Source organism: Corynebacterium pilbarense, assembly GCF_026930265.1.
Taxonomy (GTDB): domain Bacteria; phylum Actinomycetota; class Actinomycetes; order Mycobacteriales; family Mycobacteriaceae; genus Corynebacterium; species Corynebacterium pilbarense.
Genome location: NZ_JANRML010000014.1, coordinates 13,565 through 30,760, shown reverse-complemented (window position 1 = coordinate 30,760; position 17,196 = coordinate 13,565). Strand labels below are relative to the sequence as shown.

The window sequence follows — 17,196 nt, the reverse complement described above, 5'->3', positions numbered from 1 at the left end:
TTTACTGTGAGCGTCGCGCTTTGCGTTGCGCGTAGCGCGCCTCGTTGTACTCGCGCGTAGCCGGGTGGAAGATACCGATAAGTGCGAGCACGGCCGAGGCCAGCGTCACGGCTCCCAAAAGCGGTACGCCGCCGCGGAACATGTACACCGCCACGCCCGCCAGGATCGCTTCCACCAGCACGATCGCACCGGTGGCGCGCGGGTTGCCCTTCAGTGTGCTTACCGCAGCGTAAGCGATGTAGCCGAAGATGATCACGAGAAATGTCGCGGTGCCGACGTTGACGTAGTTCGCTGCCGGGGACTGCGACTCCAACGTCGAGGTGTGCTCAGTGAACTGGGAGACGATCAGCGAGGCCGCGTAAATAAACATCGCGGCGCACTGCACAAGCACCACCACCGCGCTGAAACGCATCACTGCGGGCACGGTTCCTAGCGCAACTTCAGACCTACTTTGGGCGGGTTTTTTGTTGGTTTCCACAACAAAGCAGTCTAGGCCCCGCTGCCCCACGCTCCCATTCGTGTGGCGTGATTTGACGGTGACCTACCTCGCATCGGAATCATGTTTACGCTGGTCACATTGCCTATCGACGACCTCCGGACACACCCAGCCCCCAACCCAACCCGACGAAAACAGGGTTAGATTCTATGATTCCTGTCACAATTTGGCTTGCACCCCTAGCGCAGTGTAGGTGAACGTGCCATTATTTCCGGGTAGCAAAAACAACGGGCTGGTTAAACAGCCCTTAACCCTAAGCCACCACAGGGTTAACGCCCGGTAAACCGGAAGACGGGTCCCGCATCCAACGGGAAGCTCCGCCCGATGCCAGGAATCAAACTTCGTTTGCAACGCATCCGCCACAATGCGGGTGTTTGTGGTGCGCACGTAATTGCACATGGATTGAACACAGGTTTCAACACACACGACCCAAAAGGAGAGTCATCATCATGGATTGGCGCCACGAAGCAATTTGCCGCGACGAGGACCCGGAACTGTTCTTCCCCGTCGGTAACTCCGGCCCTGCCCTGAGCCAGATCGCTCAGGCCAAGCTGGTTTGCCACCGCTGCCCCGTCACCTCTCAGTGCCTGAAGTGGGCACTCGAGACCGGCCAGGACGCCGGCGTTTGGGGCGGCCTGTCCGAGGAGGAGCGCCGCGCGCTCAAGCGCCGCAACAAGGCTCGCGCCCGCAACCGCGCTCGCCTGTCGGCATAAGGCCATAAAACTCCGCCGGATTACCTTGCCAGCAGTGCAGGGCGATACAGTGGAACATCTGTAACCGGTACCCATAATTCAAAGGAGGCCCCCATGAGCAAGCGTGGTCGCAAGCGTAAGGACCGTCGCAAGAAGAGCGCTAACCGCGGTAAGCGCCCCAACTCTTAAGGCGCGGTAAACGAAGTAGCAAGCGGGCCCTTCCCCTTTCGGGAAGGGCCCGCTTGTTGGTTTTTACCTACCTGCTGGCCTTGGCCTTCAAGCCTTAGCGCATTGCGAGGAATGCTGCGCCGATGCCGAGGGCTGCCAGGGCTGCGACGACGCCGCCGATGATGGCTGCGATGTTGACCTGGTTGTTGACCTGCTTCGGGGCCTCGGCCTTGGCGGGCTTGACCTCTTCGGCCTGGACGTCTTCGACCTTGACCTGGGCCTTGGCTTCTGCCTTCGGCTCTGCCTTGGGCTGCTCGTCCTTGGGCTGCTCGGCGGGGACAACACCTGGCTGGGCATCGATTTCCTCGGCCGGCACCAGTGCGACCATGGGGTGCTCTTCGGCGACCTCGACAGCTTCGGGCTGCTCGACCTCGACGATCTCTTCGGGCTGCTCGATCGCTTCGACCTCAACCTCGGCGATGTCTGCGCGGGCGCCGATGGATTCGGCGTAGACACCGATACGCGGGCTGTCCATCTCCAGGCTGTCCCAGTCAGCCGGGATAAGCACCCTTCCCTGCGGGGTGTTGGCGAAGTAGGGCTGCTCGGAGTAGTTGAAGTAGTTGAACTGGTGGTTGTAGTTCATCACCGAGTGGTAGCCGTCTTGCATCGGCGAGCCCTCAGCGAAGTCCTCGACGTACTTGGCTGCACCCCAGTGGCGCAGGCCTAAGGTGTGGCCGAACTCGTGCAGGATGGTGTTGCGCACCTGCATGTCGTTGGCGCGGCCGCCAGGGTTGGCGATGTAGAAGGCGTTATCACCCACCAGCGACAGGCCCGTGGCGTTGGAGCCGGCACGCATCCGGTCACCCAACACGCCGGAGCGGAAGATGTTGGCGCGCTCGCCGAGGGCGTTGATGTTGTCGATGAGCTGGAATGCCTCATGCCGGCTCGGATCGAAGTAGACGTCGCGGTAGTCGAGGCTCTCGCCGCCGTGAGCGTCGGTGTAGTTGGCGATGTTGGTGTAGTGCCCACCGGCGTCGATGTGCAGGGCAATGCCGTGGTCGGCGAACAGGTCCACGAGATCATCCAGACTCTGCTTCGACGGGGCATACGAGGTGCGGTTGGCTTCGGCGCACTCGCGGGCGGCAGAGGTGTTGCAGCCCAGGGTGTCGTATTCGGAGGCCATCCAGTTCAGCTGGAGGAACAGATCCGGGCGGTTAGGGTCAGCTCCCCAGTCCGGCAGGGGGATTTCCGTGCCGTCGGCTAACACGACGCCTTCTTCTTCCCAGATGTCGGGCAGGCCGTCGTTGTCGGAGTCCACGAGGGTTGCGGTGTTGGTGCGCACTGGTGCCAGCTGAATCTCGTCGGCGGCGTGTGCGACGTTCACGCCGGACACCGCGATGGCGGCGGCAACTGCTGCGGCGATGGTGTTTCGGAATGCTGCTCGCATCTCGGTGACTCCTTGATGGTGTTTGTTCTTTGTTACATCCATGAGTTTATGCACCGAATATGCGCTGGTAAAACGCTCGCCACCAGGCTGAAGAAACGGTTAAATCGTTGAACATTCTTCCCGGATTGCTCAACGTTTCCACCCGTTGTGGCCTGCGGATTGTTCAGCAATCCGGGTGGTGGTTTCGCGGTTTCGCCGGCATTGTTGAACGATCAATCCGGCAATGGTCGTAGATGGTTCAACAATCCACCATGACTGCATGTTATGCACTTTAAGGTGTTTTCTTACATAATACTGGCCGACCACGGCTCTACCAGCGATTTCTGGTTGGGTATACAACTCACCGGCTCTCAGGCAGCACGGTTTTTCCCGTGGGATACCGGTGTGTACCCCGGATTGTTCAAAGATCGGCGGATTGTTCAGCAATCCCGTTTTACCCCCTACCCCCGTTTTTTACCCCCGCTGCGGTGGCAAGGCACCGTCGCAAAGCAAAAAGCCCCCTCAAACAACGAAAAAGCCCGCAACCTACGGGCTGCGGGCGAGGAACACGGACCTTATCTATAGCGAACTTCGGTATAGCTCACCGTAGTGATGGAAGCGATGATGCGCTGGCGCAGCGGCTCCGGGGCCTTCGCGGGGCCGCAGCACTCGCGCACCATCGCGCGCACGTCGCGCTCAGACTGCGCGACGGCCAAACACTCCGGGCAAGCCGCCAGGTCGTTTTTGATCTCCTCGCGTCGCTCGGGCGCGGTGTCTTCGTCGAACAGCTCGCACAGCAGGCGGTAAGTGGCCTCGCAGCCGTGAGCGTCGGCGTGGGTGTGTCCGGTGGACATTACTTCTCCTTCGCGTCTTGCTTACCGGCGGCATCTGCCATGTCAGCATGGTCGAGACCGATACCGCGTTCCTTCGCCACGTCTTTCAACATCCCGCGAAGCTGTTTTCTTCCCCGGTGCAGCCGGCTCATCACGGTGCCGATAGGAATCTCCATCACTTCCGCGATCTCCTTGTAGGCCATCCCCTCCACGTCCGCGTAATAGACCACCATGCGGTAGTCCTCGCTCAACGCGTTGAGCGCCTCCGAAATCCGGGAGTTTGGCATGGATTTCAGCGCCTCCACCTCCGCGGACTCCAGGCCGGTGGAGTCGTGCGAGCTGGAGGTGTAGAGCTGGTTGTCCGTCACCTCGTCCGCGGAAGTTTCCAGCGGGCGGCGCTGCTTCTTGCGGTAGGAGTTGATGTACGTGTTCGTCATAATCCGGTACAGCCAAGCCTTGAGGTTGGTGCCGGGTGTGAAACTGCCGAAGTTTTTGTAGGCCTTTAAATAGGTCTCCTGCACCAGGTCCTCGGCATCCTGCGGGTTGCGCGTCATGCGCAGCGCGCCACCGTACAGCTGGTCCAAAAGCGGCATCGCTTCCTCGTTGAAGCGCGCCTTCAGGTCATCGCTCACGCCTGCGTCTGGCTCGGTTTCGGGCATGTGAGCCATTGTAGGGCCAGTATTTGCAATCGCTACCCTGTGCCCATGGCAGAGAAGACGCACGCACTGACTGCACTGCAGGGCACCGACCACAAGGTGCTGACCTACTCCCCCAGCCAGGACCACTTCGGCGCACACGCGGCCGAGGAGCTCGAACTGGACCCGGCGTCGGTACTAAAGACGCTGGTGATCACCCACGAGCGCGAACTGGCCATCTGCTGCGTGCCCGTGGGCGGCCACCTGTCTTTGAAGGCCGCGGCGAAAGCCCTCGGTTGGAAGCGCGCGGAGATGGCGGATCCGGCCAAGGCGCAGCGCGCGACCGGCTACGTCGTCGGCGGCATCTCGCCGCTGGGCACGAAGCAAAAGCTCAAAACGCTTATCGACGCCTCCGTGGCCGACCTCCCCGCCATCAACGTCTCCGCCGGCCAGCGCGGCCTGTCCGCCCAATTGAGCCCGCGCGACCTGGCGGAGCTGACCGGGGCGACGTTCGCGCCGATCAGCGCGCCGTAGCCCTAGTCGGCTGCACCCATCAGCTCCGCGTAGTCGTTCCTGATATTGCCCACTTCCTGGGCCGCCTCGTTCCACACCAGGGTGTCCGCCACACGCGAGGGGTGCACCAGCTCCAGGGCTTCCTCCGGCGTACCGTCTATCCAGGTGCGGATCTCGTCTGCGCGCAGAAACAGCGGCAGGCGGTGGTGCAGCCACGCCATATTCTCGGCTGCCTCGGTGGTGACCATGGTCGTCGATAAGCGGTCCAGCCCCGTCTCCCACAGCGCGGCAGCATAGAGCATGCCTTCTTTCGGCCGCACAAAGTACGGCTGCTTGCCGTTTTCGGTGGGCTTCCATTCGTAATAGCCGTCCAGCACCATCAACCCGCGACGCGCCTTGAACGCGCTGCGGAAGGAAGGCTTCTCAGCCACCGTCTCGCCGCGGGCGTTAAACAGCGCAGCGCCGGTCTCGTCCTTCTTCCAGGTGGGCAAAAGGCCCCACCGGGCGGCGTCGATACGCGCGGTAGCATCCGCAACCCTAATCAGCGGCACCTGCTGGGTGGGCGCGATGTTGTAGCGCGGCGGCGGGGTGCCGTCCGGGGCCTGAACTTCCGCGATGCCGGGAAGGCCAGCGACTTCCTCCACAAGGTCGTCACCTGACGTGAAAAGAACGAATCGTCCGCACATGCGCTCCATTATCATGACTTTCATGACCGAGATGTGGCCTGCGCCGTTTCACCCCAGCCCGATCACCCACACCCAGCGGGTGCCCGGGTCTAAATCCATGACCAACCGCGCCTACATTCTGTCGGCGCTTGCGTCTGGCCCCTCCACCATCGTCGGCGCACTGCGCTCCCGCGACACGGACCTGATGGAAGAGGCGTTGCGCGCCATGGGCACCGCCATCGAGCACGACGGCGAGACCATTCGCGTCTCCCCTGGCAAGCTGCGCTCCGCCGAGGTCGATTGCGGCCTGGCGGGCACAGTGATGCGGTTCGTGCCGCCTGTCGCGGCGTTCGCGGATGGGCCCGTGCTTTTCGACGGCGACGCTCACGCCCGCAAACGCCCCATGACCACCATCCTGGACGCACTGCGCACCCTGGGAGTCTCCGTGGCGGGCGACACGCTGCCGTTTACCGTGCACGGCACCGGCCGCGTCGAGGGCGGTCCGGTGGAGATCGACGCATCCGGTTCCTCCCAGTTCGTCTCCGGCCTGCTGCTTGCCGCGCCCCGGTTCGAGCGCGGCGTGCAGATCCGCCACACCGGCGGCACCCTGCCGTCGATGCCCCACATCGAGATGACCGTGGCCATGCTGCAGCACGCCGGCGTGCAGGTGGAGGCCACCGCCACCTCCTGGTCCGTTGAGTCACAGCCGATCCGCGGCTCCCACTGGGAGATCGAGCCGGACCTGTCCAACGCCGCGCCGTTTCTAGCCGCCGCGGCAGTCACCGGCGGCGAGGTGCGCATCCCCCACTGGCCGGTTGCCACCACCCAGCCGGGCGCGACCATGCAATCCATCCTGGAGCGCATGGGCTGCGAGGTGGAGCTGGAAGCCGCCGGCGCCGGCCACACCCTGCGCGTGCGGGGCCCGGAGGCCGGAAGTTTGCGCGGCATCCGCATCGACATGAGCGACATCGGCGAGCTCGCCCCCACCGTCGCTGCCATCGCCACCTGCGCCACCACGCCGAGTGAGCTGACCGGCATCGCCCACCTGCGCGGCCACGAAACCGACCGCCTGGCTGCGCTCTCGCGCGAAATCAACGGGCTCGGCGGCAACTGCGAGGAACTCGGCGACGGGCTGCGCATCACGCCGACCCGGATGCGCGGCGGAGCCTGGCACACCTACGACGACCACCGCATGGCCACCGCCGGGGCAATCATCGGCCTGATGGTGGAAGGCGTCGAAGTGGAAAACATCGACACCACCTCCAAGACACTGCCCGGCTTCGCCGATATGTGGGCGGAGGTGGTGGCGCAGTAATGGGCCGCAGCTTCGCCGATTACGACGAGTCCGATGTGCGCGTGCGCCCCGGCAAAGGCTCGCGCCCGCGCTCGAAGAAACGTCCCACCCACGACGACGCCGAGTTCGGCCTCGTCGTGGCCAAAGACCGGGGCCGCTGGGGTGTGGTGCTTGATACCACCGGCACCCGCCTGCAGTGCACCCGCGCCCGCGAACTAAAGCGCACTTCCATCGAGGTGGGCGACCGCGTCGGCGTAGTCGGCGACACCTCGGGGGCGAAAGACACCCTCGCCCGCATCGTCAAACGCAAAGATCGCTCCTCGGTGCTGCGCCGCACGGCAGACGACACCGACCCCTACGAACGCATCATCGTGGCCAACGCGCAGCTACTGCTCATCGTGGTTGCTGCCGCCGACCCGCCGCCGCGCACTGGCTTTGTCGAGCGCGCCCTCATCGCCGCCTTTGTCGGCGGCGTGACGCCGGTGGTGTGCGTGACCAAGACCGATCTGGCGGACCCCACCGACTTCGAGCGCGAGCTCGAGGCCATGGGCGTGGAGGTGTTGCGCACCGGTGTCGAGGACGGCGTGGAGCAGCTGCGTGAGCTTATCCGCGGCCAGGTCTCCGCCCTCATCGGCCACTCCGGCGTGGGCAAGTCCACCCTGGTCAACCGCATCGTGCCCGACGCGGACCGTGAAACCGGCGAGGTCTCCGGCGTGGGCAAGGGCCGGCACACCTCCACCCAGTCCGTGGCGCTGGAAGTGCCCGGCGGCGGGTGGATCATCGATACCCCGGGCATCCGGTCTTTCGGCCTGGCACACGTCTCCCCCGAAGAAATCGTGGACGTATTCCCGGACCTGGAGGAAGCCGCGCAGCGCTGCCCCCGCGGCTGCACGCACTTGGGTCCCCCGGCGGATCCGGAGTGCGCCTGGGACGAGCTGGACCCGGCGTCCCCCGTCGGCCGCCGGGCCGCCGCAGTGCGGGGCCTGCTTTCGGCCCTGCACTCCAACAACGACTGGGAGCTAAAACAGCTCGACGAGGACCGGTAGCTCGCTCGGGTCGTAGAACGCCATGTAGTTGTCCTGGGCATCGCCTACGGCAAGCTCGGCGTCCTCGTCGCCCAGATCGGCGGCGTCGATGACCTCAATCGCCTTCGCGGTCGCCTCCTCGGCCTCCGCGATGTCCACATGGATCGCGGCGATGTCCTCGATCTGGACCGGCGCGGACAGCTTCACCACGGACTCGCCCATCTCCGGATCCGGGGTGGCCTGGGAATCCGGCACGTCCGCGGAGACCACCACGCGGCGGTGCGGGTGGCGCTCCTCGTCGCCGATGGCCAGCAGGCGGATCGACGCCATCGCCGCGTCATCGAACGCCACAGCCTCAATCTCTTCCTGGTCGCCCGAGGTGAAAAACTCGTGCAACGCCTCGGTGGCGGCGAACGCCCAGCCGCTGCGGGCGTGCATCAAGCGGTTGTCCTCCAGCGCCGCGAGCATGCCGAAGGTGGCGGGAATGTAGACGCGCACTAGAACTCGCCCTCGATGTCGAACAGGGACTGGATCTCCACCGCGGTGCGGTCGATGGCGGTGTGCAGGATGCCAATCATGTTGTACTCAACTGCGGCGCGGACGTTCATGATGTCGTCGTCGACCATCACGCAGTCGTTCAAGTCCACCCCGATCGCGTCGGCCGCGGCCTGGAACGCTGCACGCTCCGGCTTTTCCGCCCCGATCTCTCCGGAGAGCACCACAGCATCAACCCGGCCGCCGAACTCCCATTCGCGGATCTTGTCGGCCATCTCACCGTCACCCTCCTCGTTGGAGAGGATGCCCACGGCGATGTCCTTCGCTTTCACCGCCTCAATGAGGGTTTTCCAGCGCTGCTCGTCCTCTGCACCGGTGTCCAACACTCCTGCGTAGTCGATGATCAAGCCCTGCACGGGATCCTTCTTTCGTTGGTTGCGTCGCGGATGCCTACTGTAGTGAGCACACCCTTTACACGGGCGGCTGCGAACGTGGACAATACTACCTACCCCGCCCAATGCCTGTCCCCCTCCACCACACATTCCCGCGTGATAATGAGGGAGGATGCCCGCCATGTATTACACCGCCCCAGGGCACAGGCACGTGCAAGTGCTCGTGCCCCGGCGAAACCACACACCCGCCGCACTTAGCCGGCCCCTGGGAACGAAACGGCCCGCTGTTGCGCCGCCCGGTGCCCCAACAATGGTGGAGCCCGTCGTGGCGGAAGCGCTCAGCGCCGCTATGAGCAAACACCGGGCCACATCCATGATGGCGTGGCGCTTCGCCCCCGCCGTGCGCGCCCACATCCGCGCCCGGCAGCACGCTGCGGCCCTGACAAACGCGCCAACAAGTACCGCCCCCGCGGCGGGCAGGCTCCAAGTGGTTACCTGCCACGCCCGCGAGGGCGGGGAATTCTTCGGCACCGTCGAAACCACGGACGGCACCAGGCGGGCTTACGCCGCGAAAATCCGCGACGGCAAGCTGATTGCCTTCAAGGTGCTGTAGGCGACAGCACGTCGATAAGCGAGTGCCTAGACGACGGTGGAGCCGCCCGCATCAGCCGCCTGTTCAGCATCCTGGGTCTCGAACTGCTTGCGCATGGTGAACAGCTGGCGCACCGTCTCCTCCTGGACGGCCTCGTTCATCGCGTTGAACATGTCGCCGCCTTCCTTCTGGTACTCCACCAGTGGGTCGCGCTGCGCCATCGCGCGCAGGCCAATGCCCTCCTTGAGGTAGTCCATCTCGTAGAGGTGCTCGCGCCACTTCGTGTCGATGATCGGCAGGATCACCATGCGCTCCAGGTTGCGCATCTGCTCCTCGTCGCCAATCGACGCGACGTTTTCCTCCAGCTTGTCGTACTGGGCGTTCGCGTCGTCGACAAGCGCCTGGCGCAGCTGCTCCGAGGTGAGCTCGCCGGCGCGGCCGTACTCGTCGCCGTCGATGAGCTCCTGCGCGCTGACCGTCGGGCCGTAGAGGGAATCCAGCGCGTGCCACAGGCCGTCGAGATCCCAGTCCTCCACGTAGCCCTCGGCAGTCGCGCCGTCGACGTAGGCGCTGATGGTGGAATCGATCATGCGACGAACCTGACCGGCGATATCCTTCGAGCCCAGGATCTCCTGGCGCTCGCGGTAGACCACCTTGCGCTGCTCGTTGAGCACCTCGTCGTACTTGAGCACGTTCTTGCGCATCTCAAAGTTCTGGTTCTCCACCTGGGACTGCGCGCCCTTAATCGCGTTGGAGACCATCTTCGCCTCAATCGGCACATCGTCCGGCACGTTCAGGCGGTTCATCATGTTCTCCATGGACTGACCCACGAAACGCACCATGAGCTCATCGCGCATGGACAGGTAGAAGCGGGTCTCGCCCGGATCACCCTGGCGGCCGGAGCGGCCGCGCAGCTGGTTGTCAATGCGGCGCGACTCGTGGCGCTCAGTGCCGATGACGTACAGGCCGCCGGCCTCGCGCACCTCGTCGCCAAGCTGCTGCGAACGCTCCTTGGCCGCCGGCAGCTGTGCGTCCCACGCCTCCTGGTAGCGCTCCGAATCCTCCAGCGGGTCCAACCCCTGCGCCTGCAGCTTCGCGTCCAGGAGAATCTCCGGGTTACCGCCAAGCACGATGTCGGTACCGCGGCCGGCCATGTTGGTGGACACGGTCACCTTGCCGGGCAGACCGGCCTCGGCGATGATGCGGCCCTCTTCCTCGTGGTACTTCGCGTTGAGCACGTTGTGCTTTACGCCCTTGCGGGTGAGCAGCTGCGACAGGTACTCGGAACGCTCCACCGAGGTGGTGCCCACCAGCACCGGCTGGCCCTTCGCCGCGTGCTCCGCGATGTCCTCCGCCACGGCGGCGAACTTCGCCTCCTGGGTCTTGTAGATCAGGTCGTCGCGGTCCGCGCGCTGGTTCGGACGGTTCGGCGGGATCTGCACGACGTCCATCTTGTAAATCTGGTGCAGCTCCGCCGCCTCGGTCTCGGCGGTACCGGTCATGCCGGACAGCTTGTCGTAAAGACGGAAGTAGTTCTGCAGGGTCACCGTGGCCAGGGTCTGGTTCTCGTTTTTGATCTCCACCTGCTCCTTGGCCTCAATGGCCTGGTGCATGCCCTCGTTGTAGCGGCGGCCCGCCAGCACGCGGCCGGTGAACCCGTCCACGATCATTACCTCACCCTGGCGGATGATGTAGTCCTTGTCGCGCTCGAACAGCTCCTTCGCCTTGATGGCGTTGTTGAGGTAGCTGACCAGCTGCGAGTGCTCCGGGGCGTAGAGGTTGTCAATGCCCAGCTGGTCCTCGACGAACTCCACGCCCTCCTCGGAGATGCCCACGGTGCGCTTGCGCTGGTCCACCTCGTAGTGGATGCCCTCGCGCATGCGCGGAGCGAGCTGCGCGAACACGTTGTAGAACTGGCTGGAGCCGTCCACCGGGCCGGAGATGATCAGCGGGGTACGCGCCTCGTCGATGAGGATGGAGTCCACCTCATCCACGATGGCGTAGTTGTGGCCGCGCTGGACAATGTCGTTGACAGAGCGCGTCATGTTGTCGCGCAGGTAGTCGAAGCCGAGCTCGTTGTTGGTGCCGTAGGTGATGTCGGCGTCGTAGGCCTTCTTGCGCTCGGCCGGGCGCATGTCGGACAGGATCACGCCCACCTCAAGGCCCAGGAAGTGGTGGACACGGCCCATCATCTCGGCGTCGCGCTTGGCAAGGTAGTCGTTCACCGTGACAATGTGCACGCCCTTGCCGGAGAGAGCGTTCAGGTACGCCGGCAGCACTGAGGTCAGGGTCTTGCCTTCACCGGTTTTCATCTCGGCGACGTTGCCGAAGTGCAGGGCGGCGCCGCCCATGATCTGCACCTTGAAGTGCTTCTGGCCGAGCACGCGCCAGGAGGCTTCGCGGGCGGTGGCGAACGCATCGAGCAGGATGTCGTCCAGGCTCGCACCGTCGGCGATCTTGTCCTTGAACTCGACGGTCTTAGCCTTGAGCTCCTCGTCGGTCAGCGCGGAGTACTCGTCGTCGAGCGCCATGACCTGATCGGCGATCTTGGCAAGGCGCTTTACGGTGCGCCCCTCACCGGCACGGAGCAGCTTTGACAGTCCAAACACGTGTGCAAAGTCCTTTACTGATGGGTTGACAGGGCCAAGGTGATACAACCGGCCATTGTACGCACGCCTCCCGGGGTATAGACAACCCCATAGGCGCTCCACAGCTGAGCCATTGCCTATCGACGACAACCGCCCCGGCCCAGATCCTGAAACAGAACCGGGCCGGGGCTGGGCTTGCTAGCTTGAGCTGCGGGAATGCGCGCTACTCGGCGTCTGCCTCCGGGGCAAGCTCAATCAGACCGTAATCGAACGCATGGCGGCGGTAGACCACAGCCGGACGGTTCGTCTCTTCATTGACGAAGAGGTAGAAGTCGTGCCCCACCAGCTCCATCTCACTGAGCGCATCGTCCACGCTGCGCGGAGTGTTGGAGTGCACCTTGGAGCGCACGATCTGGCCCGGGACAACGTCCTCGACCTGGTCGGCGTACGGGTCCACGTCGTACTTGCCGGCCTCCTGCGCCGCGCGCTCCTGCTTGGCCTTCGCGTCCGCCTCCATCTCCGCGGCCAGCACACCGGTGCTCTTCGGGGCGCGGTGGCCGGACATTGCGATGTTGCGGCGCGCCTTAACCTTGCGCAGCGAGCGCTCCAGCTTGTCCACCGCGGTCTCGAGCGCGGCGTAGAAGTTCTCTTCCTTCGCCTCAGCGCGGGCCAGGTGGCCCGAGCCGGTGGCGGTGATCTGGATGCGCTCCGCCTCTGCCTCGCGGCGCGGGTTCTTCTCGTGCTTCAGCTCCACATGGAACGACTTGAGCGTCGGATCAAGCTTTTCAATCTTGGCCAGCTTGCCGTTTACTCGTTCCTGGAAATGCTCTGGGACCTCGACGTTTCGCCCGGTGATGGTGACCTGGGCTTCCGGGCTCAGCGTCTCTTGGTTCGGGTTGCGGTCTGCAGACGTCATCTGCGTCCTCCCTTGCGGTAGTAGGAACTGTGTCCATCACCACTATACAACTGGTTATGACCAATTCGGCCGGTTTTATACAACGCTCGCTGAGAGCGAACCTGCGGGGTGGTGGCGGGCCGCTGTCCAGACACTTCGCGGCGGAATCTGTCAAGCTGCTCCTTAAGGCCCAGGTCGACACAAACGGCTGCCGTAATCTGTCAGGAATCCGCCGGCCCCGCATTGATTCACCGGCTAATGAACAGATTCCGCTTGGGAACTTTCCGCCCTGGGCAAAGTGAACAGATTCGCCCGCGGATCGGGATGTGTTCACCCGGACGGGTGGAGCGAGTGAACAAATGCCCACGCCCTGACACATTGCGGCTGAATCTGTCAGGCTGGCCCTAAACTCCCAGGTCGGCCCAATTGGCTGCCGTAATCTGTCAGGAATCCCTGGGAATCCGCTCGCCTGGAACCGCCTGGACCCCGCCGGCGCCTGCTAGGCCGCGCACAGCGCCACACACGCGGCGACGTCCGCGCCGCGCGAGAGCAAAATCGCGGCGCTGGCCTGCAGCGTCGCGCCGGTGGTGACCACGTCGTCCACGAGCACGACCTGCCCGGCTGGCACGCCGAAAATCTGCACGCGCCCCGCCAGGTTGGCCCGCCGGCCTGCTTCGTCGAGGCCGGACTGGTCCGCTGTCCGCGGGTCCAACCGCAGCACGGGCGCGACTTGTCTTCCGGTGGCTCGGCAGACCTGCTCCACCGGGTCGCCGCCGCGAGCGCGTGCGGAACGTGTGCGCGTGGGTGCCGGCACTAAAACCGCGCCGGTAGGGATCTCGCCGCGCGCCTCCAGGTACTCCAACGTGGCCGCAAGCACCGCGCCGACGTGGCGGCGTACCGCCAGGTGGTTTCGCTCCTTCATGGCCAGGATCACCCCTCGGTGCGGGTCTGCGTACGGCCCGAGCGCGAACACCGGCGCGTGCGGGGTGGTGTTGGGAAACACCCGCTGCGGCGGCGTGGCCAGGCCCTTACGGCACGTAGGGCACAGCAGTGGCCCCGGCGTGCGGCAGCCCGCGCATCTGCGCGGCAGCAGCAGCTCGCCGATCTGCCCGAACATCTCCCCCATGTGGGAAAGACTAGCGCGAACTGATCGGCAGCGCGCGCACGCCTTCCAGGCCCGGAACCTCGCGCCAGATCGGGTTGTCCGCGCCGGAGGCCGGCACCTGCAGCAGCGCGTTGGCGTCGGTGACGTACATGGTGCTCGGAGATGCCGCCACCGCCACCACGGGCGCAGAGATGTTACCTGCGGACATCGCGGTCATGGAGGAGCCGTCCTGTTCCACGCGCATCACCGGCGTGGTGGAGGTCGTGCCCACGAGCAGGGACCCGTCCGGGCGCCAGTCGGCGGAGATCACGCTGCCGGCCAGTTCTTGGGCGTACTCGTAGACGTTGACAATGGAGCGCTCGCCCGAGGCCTGGCGGCGCACAATCCCGGTGTAGAGGCTGCCGTCGATGACCATCACTACCCGGGTGCCGGTGCGAGACAGGCGTAGCACGGAAATGTTGCCGTCCACTCCCTTGGGCAGCTCAACTTTGACCTCGCCGGTGGTCAGGTTGCCGGTGGCCGCGGATCTCACCGTGCGCAGGATCCGCTTGCCGTCGACCACCGTCCACACCGCCGCCGCGTCGGGTTCGAACGCGGGGCGGGTAAACGTGCCCGCGCGCATGACTTCCGCTTCAGCACCGTCGAAGGTTCCCACGCGGAAGATATCGTCTTCATCGTCGCCGGGTTTGCCAAAGATGGCGGCCCACTCACCGCCGCCGGCGATGTCTACCGAGGACACATCGTTGGCTGCGCCGAGGCTGCCCTCCACTGGTTGCGTGGAGCGCTCGTCCACCCGCACAACTTTGCCGCTGGACAGGGCGTAGAGCTTGGTCTCCCCCACCGTCTCCACCAGGGGGCTCGCGGCGATGAAGTCGTCGGTGTCCAGGGTGGCGGTGCCGTCGATAAGCGATTGCCCGTCAGCCTCCAGCATGTACGGGCCGGTCACCCCCGCAGACGCGAGCGTCCACACAACCTGGGCCGCGAAGCGGGCGCGCTCTTCCTCACCCACGCCCGAAAAACCGCTGAAGGTGTAGACGCCGTCCCGCTCGCCCGTGTACGTAACGCTCGATGGCAGCGAACCGGTCAATGCGGGGCGCAGACGCTCGGAGGGACCCTCCATGAGCAGTCCGATGAGGTCGCTGGCCAGGGTTTCGCGGCGCGAATGCACCCAGCGACGGTCCGTGACAAGCTCCTGGTTGTCCTGGTCGAAGAAGTACAGGTTGTACGGCTGGTACTGGTTGCGCAACTCCGTGCGCTCAAAGACCACGCCTTCCGGTAGCGAGGAGATGCGCCACTGCCCGTCGACCATCTCCATGTCGATGGTGGCCTCGTAGTCTCCCCGCTCCGGCGAGTAGGAACCGCCGGAGCGCACCGTGCCGACGACCTGGCCGTGCACCGCGAAGCTGCGCTGCCCCACCGAGGAACCCGGCAACGTGGTCATGCCGATGCTGTCCACGACGAGCTGCTGCCCGGTCGGGTCCCATGCCGTGGAGGCGCCCTCGGTGAGGTAGGCGCGCGCCGCCTCGTAGTCGCCGTCGGGTGTCGCGGATGCGTGGTAGAAATCGCGCAGCAAAAGGTCCGGCTCTTGTCCGTCCTTCGGGCCGACGTCCTGCGTTTCAGTCTCATCGGGAGTGAAGGAGCGGATGACGTGCGGCGCCGAGTTCGTGGGCAGCGAGGCGCAGCTAGTGGTCAGCGCGGTCAGCGCAACCATGAGGCAGGCAAGGGTTTTACGCATCGGTGTCCTCCTGGGGCACTCGCTTATCGACGGCTCCGCCTTCCCCGCCAAATCCTTCAGCGCTGTCGGCAGAGTTTTCTGCGCCGTCAAGGGGTTCTGCAGACTCTGGTGCGGTAGCGCGCGGCGCCTCGAGCGGTAGCGGGGACTCGGTGAACCCGGCCTCCAGGTGGCGCGGCAGCACCAGGCGGAACTGCGAGCCCACGCCGAATTCGCCGATCGCGTCGAGCGTGCCGCCGTGCAGCTGCGCATCCTCCCGGGCGATGGCCAGGCCCAAACCCGTGCCGCCGGAGTGGCGCTTGCGGGACTTGTCGGCGCGCCAGAACCGGTTGAACACCAAGTCTTCTTCGCCCGTCTTCAGGCCCACGCCGCCGTCGGTGACGGTGATGGCCACTGCCTCGTCGTTGGAACGCATGCGCACGGTGACCGGGTTGCCTTCGGAGTGGTCGATGGCGTTCGCGATGAGGTTGCGCACGACGCGCTCGATGCGGCGGGCATCGCCCTCCAAAGTCTGCGGCTCGTCCGGGATGTCGAAGATGACGTCCACGTCCAGCTCTTCGGCCAGGTGCTGGGTTTGCTGCCAGGCGGACTCCACAGGCTGGCGGGCATCCACGTTCGCGGAGGACAACTCGGCCACACCGGCGTCGTGGCGGGAGATCTCCAACAGGTCGTTGAGCAGCGCTTCGAAGCGGTCCAGCTCGCTGATCATCAGCTGCGAGGCACGCTTGGTCGCCGGCTCCAGCGAATCCTCATTCGCGGCGATCAGATCGGCCGCCATACGCACCGTGGTTAGCGGGGTGCGCAGCTCGTGTGAGACGTCGGAGGTGAACTGGCGCTGCAGCGAGCCGTACTCCTCCAGGTTGGCAATCTGCTTGCTTAAGGTGTCCGCCATGTCGTTGAAGGACATGGCGAGCACGGCCATCTCGTCCTCGCCGTCGACAGGCATTCGCTCCCGCAAGTGCCCGGATGCGAAACGTTGCGCGGTGCGCGAGGCGGAGCGCACCGGCGCCACAATTTGCTGGGACGCAAGCCAGGAAATGCCCATCAACAGCACCACGACGATCACCGCGGCAGACGCCAAAATGCCGCGCATGAGCGCCACGGTGGAGACTTCGCTTTCCATGTTCATCACCAGATAGAGGCGAAGGTTGGGGATGTCCGCGTTGGTCGGTGTGCCAACAATCAGCGCGTCGTAGGCCGAACCATCCGGGCGCTCCACGGTGGCGAACTGGTACGCCACGTTGCCGTCCCTGACATAGTCGCCCAGCCGCTTCGGAATCTGGTAGGCCTCCGGCGAGGAGGTCACGGAGCCGTTCGGGGCTTCGACCACCAGCACCGGCTCGTAGAAGCTGGCGGAGTCGCCGCTTTCCTGCACGCGCTGTGTCAACCCGGCGCGCGCCGAATTCAGCCGCGCCTGCAGGGATGCGGAAGACCCAGAGTTGGCCAGCTGGTAATCCACGGTCGAGCGGGCACGCTCAATTTCCACACTGGCGGTTTCAATCTTGGCCGCGGTGATGCGGTCCGTGACAACGGACGCCAGCGCGAAGCCAAGCACAGACATCACGACCGTGGACACCAGCAGCACCGTGCCCACGAAACGGACCTGCAGTTTCGTGGACCAGGCGTGCCGCACTCGGTCGCTGGCACGAC

The 17,196-nt window shown here is 64.9% G+C and carries 18 protein-coding genes; 6 read left to right on the top strand and 12 right to left on the bottom strand.

Translation table 11 applies throughout. The features are described from left to right. Window position 1: 1 nt before the first annotated feature. Complete coding sequence (locus tag NUW87_RS09675) at window positions 2–424, bottom strand: hypothetical protein (RefSeq protein WP_269028290.1); 423 nt, start codon at window positions 422–424, stop codon at window positions 2–4. Window positions 425–945: 521 nt separating this feature from the next. Between NUW87_RS09675 and NUW87_RS09670 the strand changes: the two genes are divergently transcribed. Together NUW87_RS09670 and NUW87_RS11945 are read left to right on the top strand one after the other, a co-directional pair. Further along, window positions 946–1,209, top strand: coding sequence for a WhiB family transcriptional regulator (locus NUW87_RS09670; protein ID WP_034997533.1), 264 nt, complete (start codon window positions 946–948; stop codon window positions 1,207–1,209). A 93-nt stretch (window positions 1,210–1,302) separates the two neighbouring features. Next, window positions 1,303–1,377, top strand: a complete 75-nt coding sequence (locus tag NUW87_RS11945; protein WP_095066802.1) for a 50S ribosomal protein bL37 — start codon at window positions 1,303–1,305, stop codon at window positions 1,375–1,377. 94 nt (window positions 1,378–1,471) lie between these two features. Here NUW87_RS11945 and NUW87_RS09665 read toward each other — a convergent pair whose 3' ends face one another. From NUW87_RS09665 to NUW87_RS09655, 3 genes are all read right to left on the bottom strand, one after another. Further along, window positions 1,472–2,803: a hypothetical protein gene (locus tag NUW87_RS09665; protein ID WP_269028289.1), complete on the bottom strand. Its 1,332-nt coding sequence runs from the start codon at window positions 2,801–2,803 to the stop codon at window positions 1,472–1,474. Between the two features lie 554 nt (window positions 2,804–3,357). Continuing rightward, a complete protein-coding gene (locus tag NUW87_RS09660) occupies window positions 3,358–3,636 on the bottom strand; it encodes a mycothiol system anti-sigma-R factor (protein ID WP_239218505.1) in 279 nt (92 codons plus the stop codon). Then, on the bottom strand, window positions 3,636–4,274 hold the full coding sequence (locus tag NUW87_RS09655) for a sigma-70 family RNA polymerase sigma factor (RefSeq protein WP_228496495.1): 639 nt from the start codon (window positions 4,272–4,274) through the stop codon (window positions 3,636–3,638). The genes NUW87_RS09660 and NUW87_RS09655 overlap by 1 nt, the downstream gene beginning before the upstream one ends. A 45-nt stretch (window positions 4,275–4,319) precedes the next feature. On the opposite strand from NUW87_RS09655, the gene NUW87_RS09650 reads away from it, so the two are divergent. Continuing rightward, on the top strand, window positions 4,320–4,784 hold the full coding sequence (locus tag NUW87_RS09650; protein WP_269028285.1) for an aminoacyl-tRNA deacylase: 465 nt from the start codon (window positions 4,320–4,322) through the stop codon (window positions 4,782–4,784). A gap of 2 nt (window positions 4,785–4,786) precedes the next feature. On the opposite strand, the gene NUW87_RS09645 is transcribed toward NUW87_RS09650, so the two are convergent. Continuing rightward, window positions 4,787–5,449: an SOS response-associated peptidase gene (locus tag NUW87_RS09645; protein WP_269028283.1), complete on the bottom strand. Its 663-nt coding sequence runs from the start codon at window positions 5,447–5,449 to the stop codon at window positions 4,787–4,789. A gap of 22 nt (window positions 5,450–5,471) precedes the next feature. Between NUW87_RS09645 and aroA the strand changes: the two genes are divergently transcribed. Both aroA and rsgA read left to right on the top strand, forming a co-directional pair. Then, complete coding sequence (aroA, locus tag NUW87_RS09640; protein WP_269028281.1) at window positions 5,472–6,743, top strand: 3-phosphoshikimate 1-carboxyvinyltransferase; 1,272 nt, start codon at window positions 5,472–5,474, stop codon at window positions 6,741–6,743. Then, complete coding sequence (gene rsgA, locus NUW87_RS09635) at window positions 6,743–7,768, top strand: ribosome small subunit-dependent GTPase A (protein ID WP_269028279.1); 1,026 nt, start codon at window positions 6,743–6,745, stop codon at window positions 7,766–7,768. The genes aroA and rsgA overlap by 1 nt, the downstream gene beginning before the upstream one ends. Here the strand turns inward: rsgA and NUW87_RS09630 are convergent. Both NUW87_RS09630 and NUW87_RS09625 read right to left on the bottom strand, forming a co-directional pair. Then, a complete protein-coding gene (locus NUW87_RS09630; RefSeq protein ID WP_239218516.1) occupies window positions 7,742–8,245 on the bottom strand; it encodes a DUF6912 family protein in 504 nt (167 codons plus the stop codon). The two genes, rsgA and NUW87_RS09630, sit on opposite strands and share 27 nt — an antisense overlap. Continuing rightward, on the bottom strand, window positions 8,245–8,658 hold the full coding sequence (locus NUW87_RS09625; protein ID WP_269028276.1) for an HAD family hydrolase: 414 nt from the start codon (window positions 8,656–8,658) through the stop codon (window positions 8,245–8,247). The genes NUW87_RS09630 and NUW87_RS09625 overlap by 1 nt, the downstream gene beginning before the upstream one ends. 286 nt (window positions 8,659–8,944) lie before the next feature. Between NUW87_RS09625 and NUW87_RS09620 the strand changes: the two genes are divergently transcribed. Beyond that, complete coding sequence (locus NUW87_RS09620; protein ID WP_269028275.1) at window positions 8,945–9,247, top strand: hypothetical protein; 303 nt, start codon at window positions 8,945–8,947, stop codon at window positions 9,245–9,247. Between the two features lie 26 nt (window positions 9,248–9,273). Here NUW87_RS09620 and secA read toward each other — a convergent pair whose 3' ends face one another. The 5 genes from secA to mtrB form a co-directional block, all read right to left on the bottom strand. Then, complete coding sequence (secA, locus tag NUW87_RS09615; RefSeq protein WP_269028273.1) at window positions 9,274–11,835, bottom strand: preprotein translocase subunit SecA; 2,562 nt, start codon at window positions 11,833–11,835, stop codon at window positions 9,274–9,276. Between the two features lie 202 nt (window positions 11,836–12,037). Continuing rightward, the gene (gene hpf / locus NUW87_RS09610) at window positions 12,038–12,730 is read right to left on the bottom strand and encodes a ribosome hibernation-promoting factor, HPF/YfiA family (protein ID WP_239218524.1); all 693 of its coding nucleotides are present in this window, start codon (window positions 12,728–12,730) and stop codon (window positions 12,038–12,040) included. 478 nt (window positions 12,731–13,208) lie between these two features. Continuing rightward, window positions 13,209–13,835: a ComF family protein gene (locus tag NUW87_RS09605; RefSeq protein ID WP_269028271.1), complete on the bottom strand. Its 627-nt coding sequence runs from the start codon at window positions 13,833–13,835 to the stop codon at window positions 13,209–13,211. Between the two features lie 10 nt (window positions 13,836–13,845). Then, complete coding sequence (gene lpqB / locus NUW87_RS09600) at window positions 13,846–15,549, bottom strand: MtrAB system accessory lipoprotein LpqB (RefSeq protein ID WP_239218528.1); 1,704 nt, start codon at window positions 15,547–15,549, stop codon at window positions 13,846–13,848. Then, window positions 15,542–17,179, bottom strand: coding sequence for an MtrAB system histidine kinase MtrB (mtrB, locus tag NUW87_RS09595; protein WP_239218530.1), 1,638 nt, complete (start codon window positions 17,177–17,179; stop codon window positions 15,542–15,544). The genes lpqB and mtrB overlap by 8 nt, the downstream gene beginning before the upstream one ends. Window positions 17,180–17,196 lie beyond the last annotated feature (17 nt).

Bases quoted from the DNA above. Each gene is read 5' to 3' on its own strand.
- NUW87_RS09670 (WP_034997533.1), top strand. From the start codon at position 946: ATGGATTGGCGCCACGAAGCAATTTGCCGCGACGAGGACCCGGAACTG.
- NUW87_RS09665 (WP_269028289.1), bottom strand. From the start codon at position 2,803: ATGCGAGCAGCATTCCGAAACACCATCGCCGCAGCAGTTGCCGCCGCC.
- NUW87_RS09660 (WP_239218505.1), bottom strand. From the start codon at position 3,636: ATGTCCACCGGACACACCCACGCCGACGCTCACGGCTGCGAGGCCACT.
- NUW87_RS09655 (WP_228496495.1), bottom strand. From the start codon at position 4,274: ATGCCCGAAACCGAGCCAGACGCAGGCGTGAGCGATGACCTGAAGGCG.
- NUW87_RS09650 (WP_269028285.1), top strand. From the start codon at position 4,320: ATGGCAGAGAAGACGCACGCACTGACTGCACTGCAGGGCACCGACCAC.
- NUW87_RS09645 (WP_269028283.1), bottom strand. From the start codon at position 5,449: ATGTGCGGACGATTCGTTCTTTTCACGTCAGGTGACGACCTTGTGGAG.
- aroA (WP_269028281.1), top strand. From the start codon at position 5,472: ATGACCGAGATGTGGCCTGCGCCGTTTCACCCCAGCCCGATCACCCAC.
- rsgA (WP_269028279.1), top strand. From the start codon at position 6,743: ATGGGCCGCAGCTTCGCCGATTACGACGAGTCCGATGTGCGCGTGCGC.
- NUW87_RS09620 (WP_269028275.1), top strand. From the start codon at position 8,945: ATGGTGGAGCCCGTCGTGGCGGAAGCGCTCAGCGCCGCTATGAGCAAA.
- hpf (WP_239218524.1), bottom strand. From the start codon at position 12,730: ATGACGTCTGCAGACCGCAACCCGAACCAAGAGACGCTGAGCCCGGAA.
- NUW87_RS09605 (WP_269028271.1), bottom strand. From the start codon at position 13,835: ATGGGGGAGATGTTCGGGCAGATCGGCGAGCTGCTGCTGCCGCGCAGA.
- lpqB (WP_239218528.1), bottom strand. From the start codon at position 15,549: ATGCGTAAAACCCTTGCCTGCCTCATGGTTGCGCTGACCGCGCTGACC.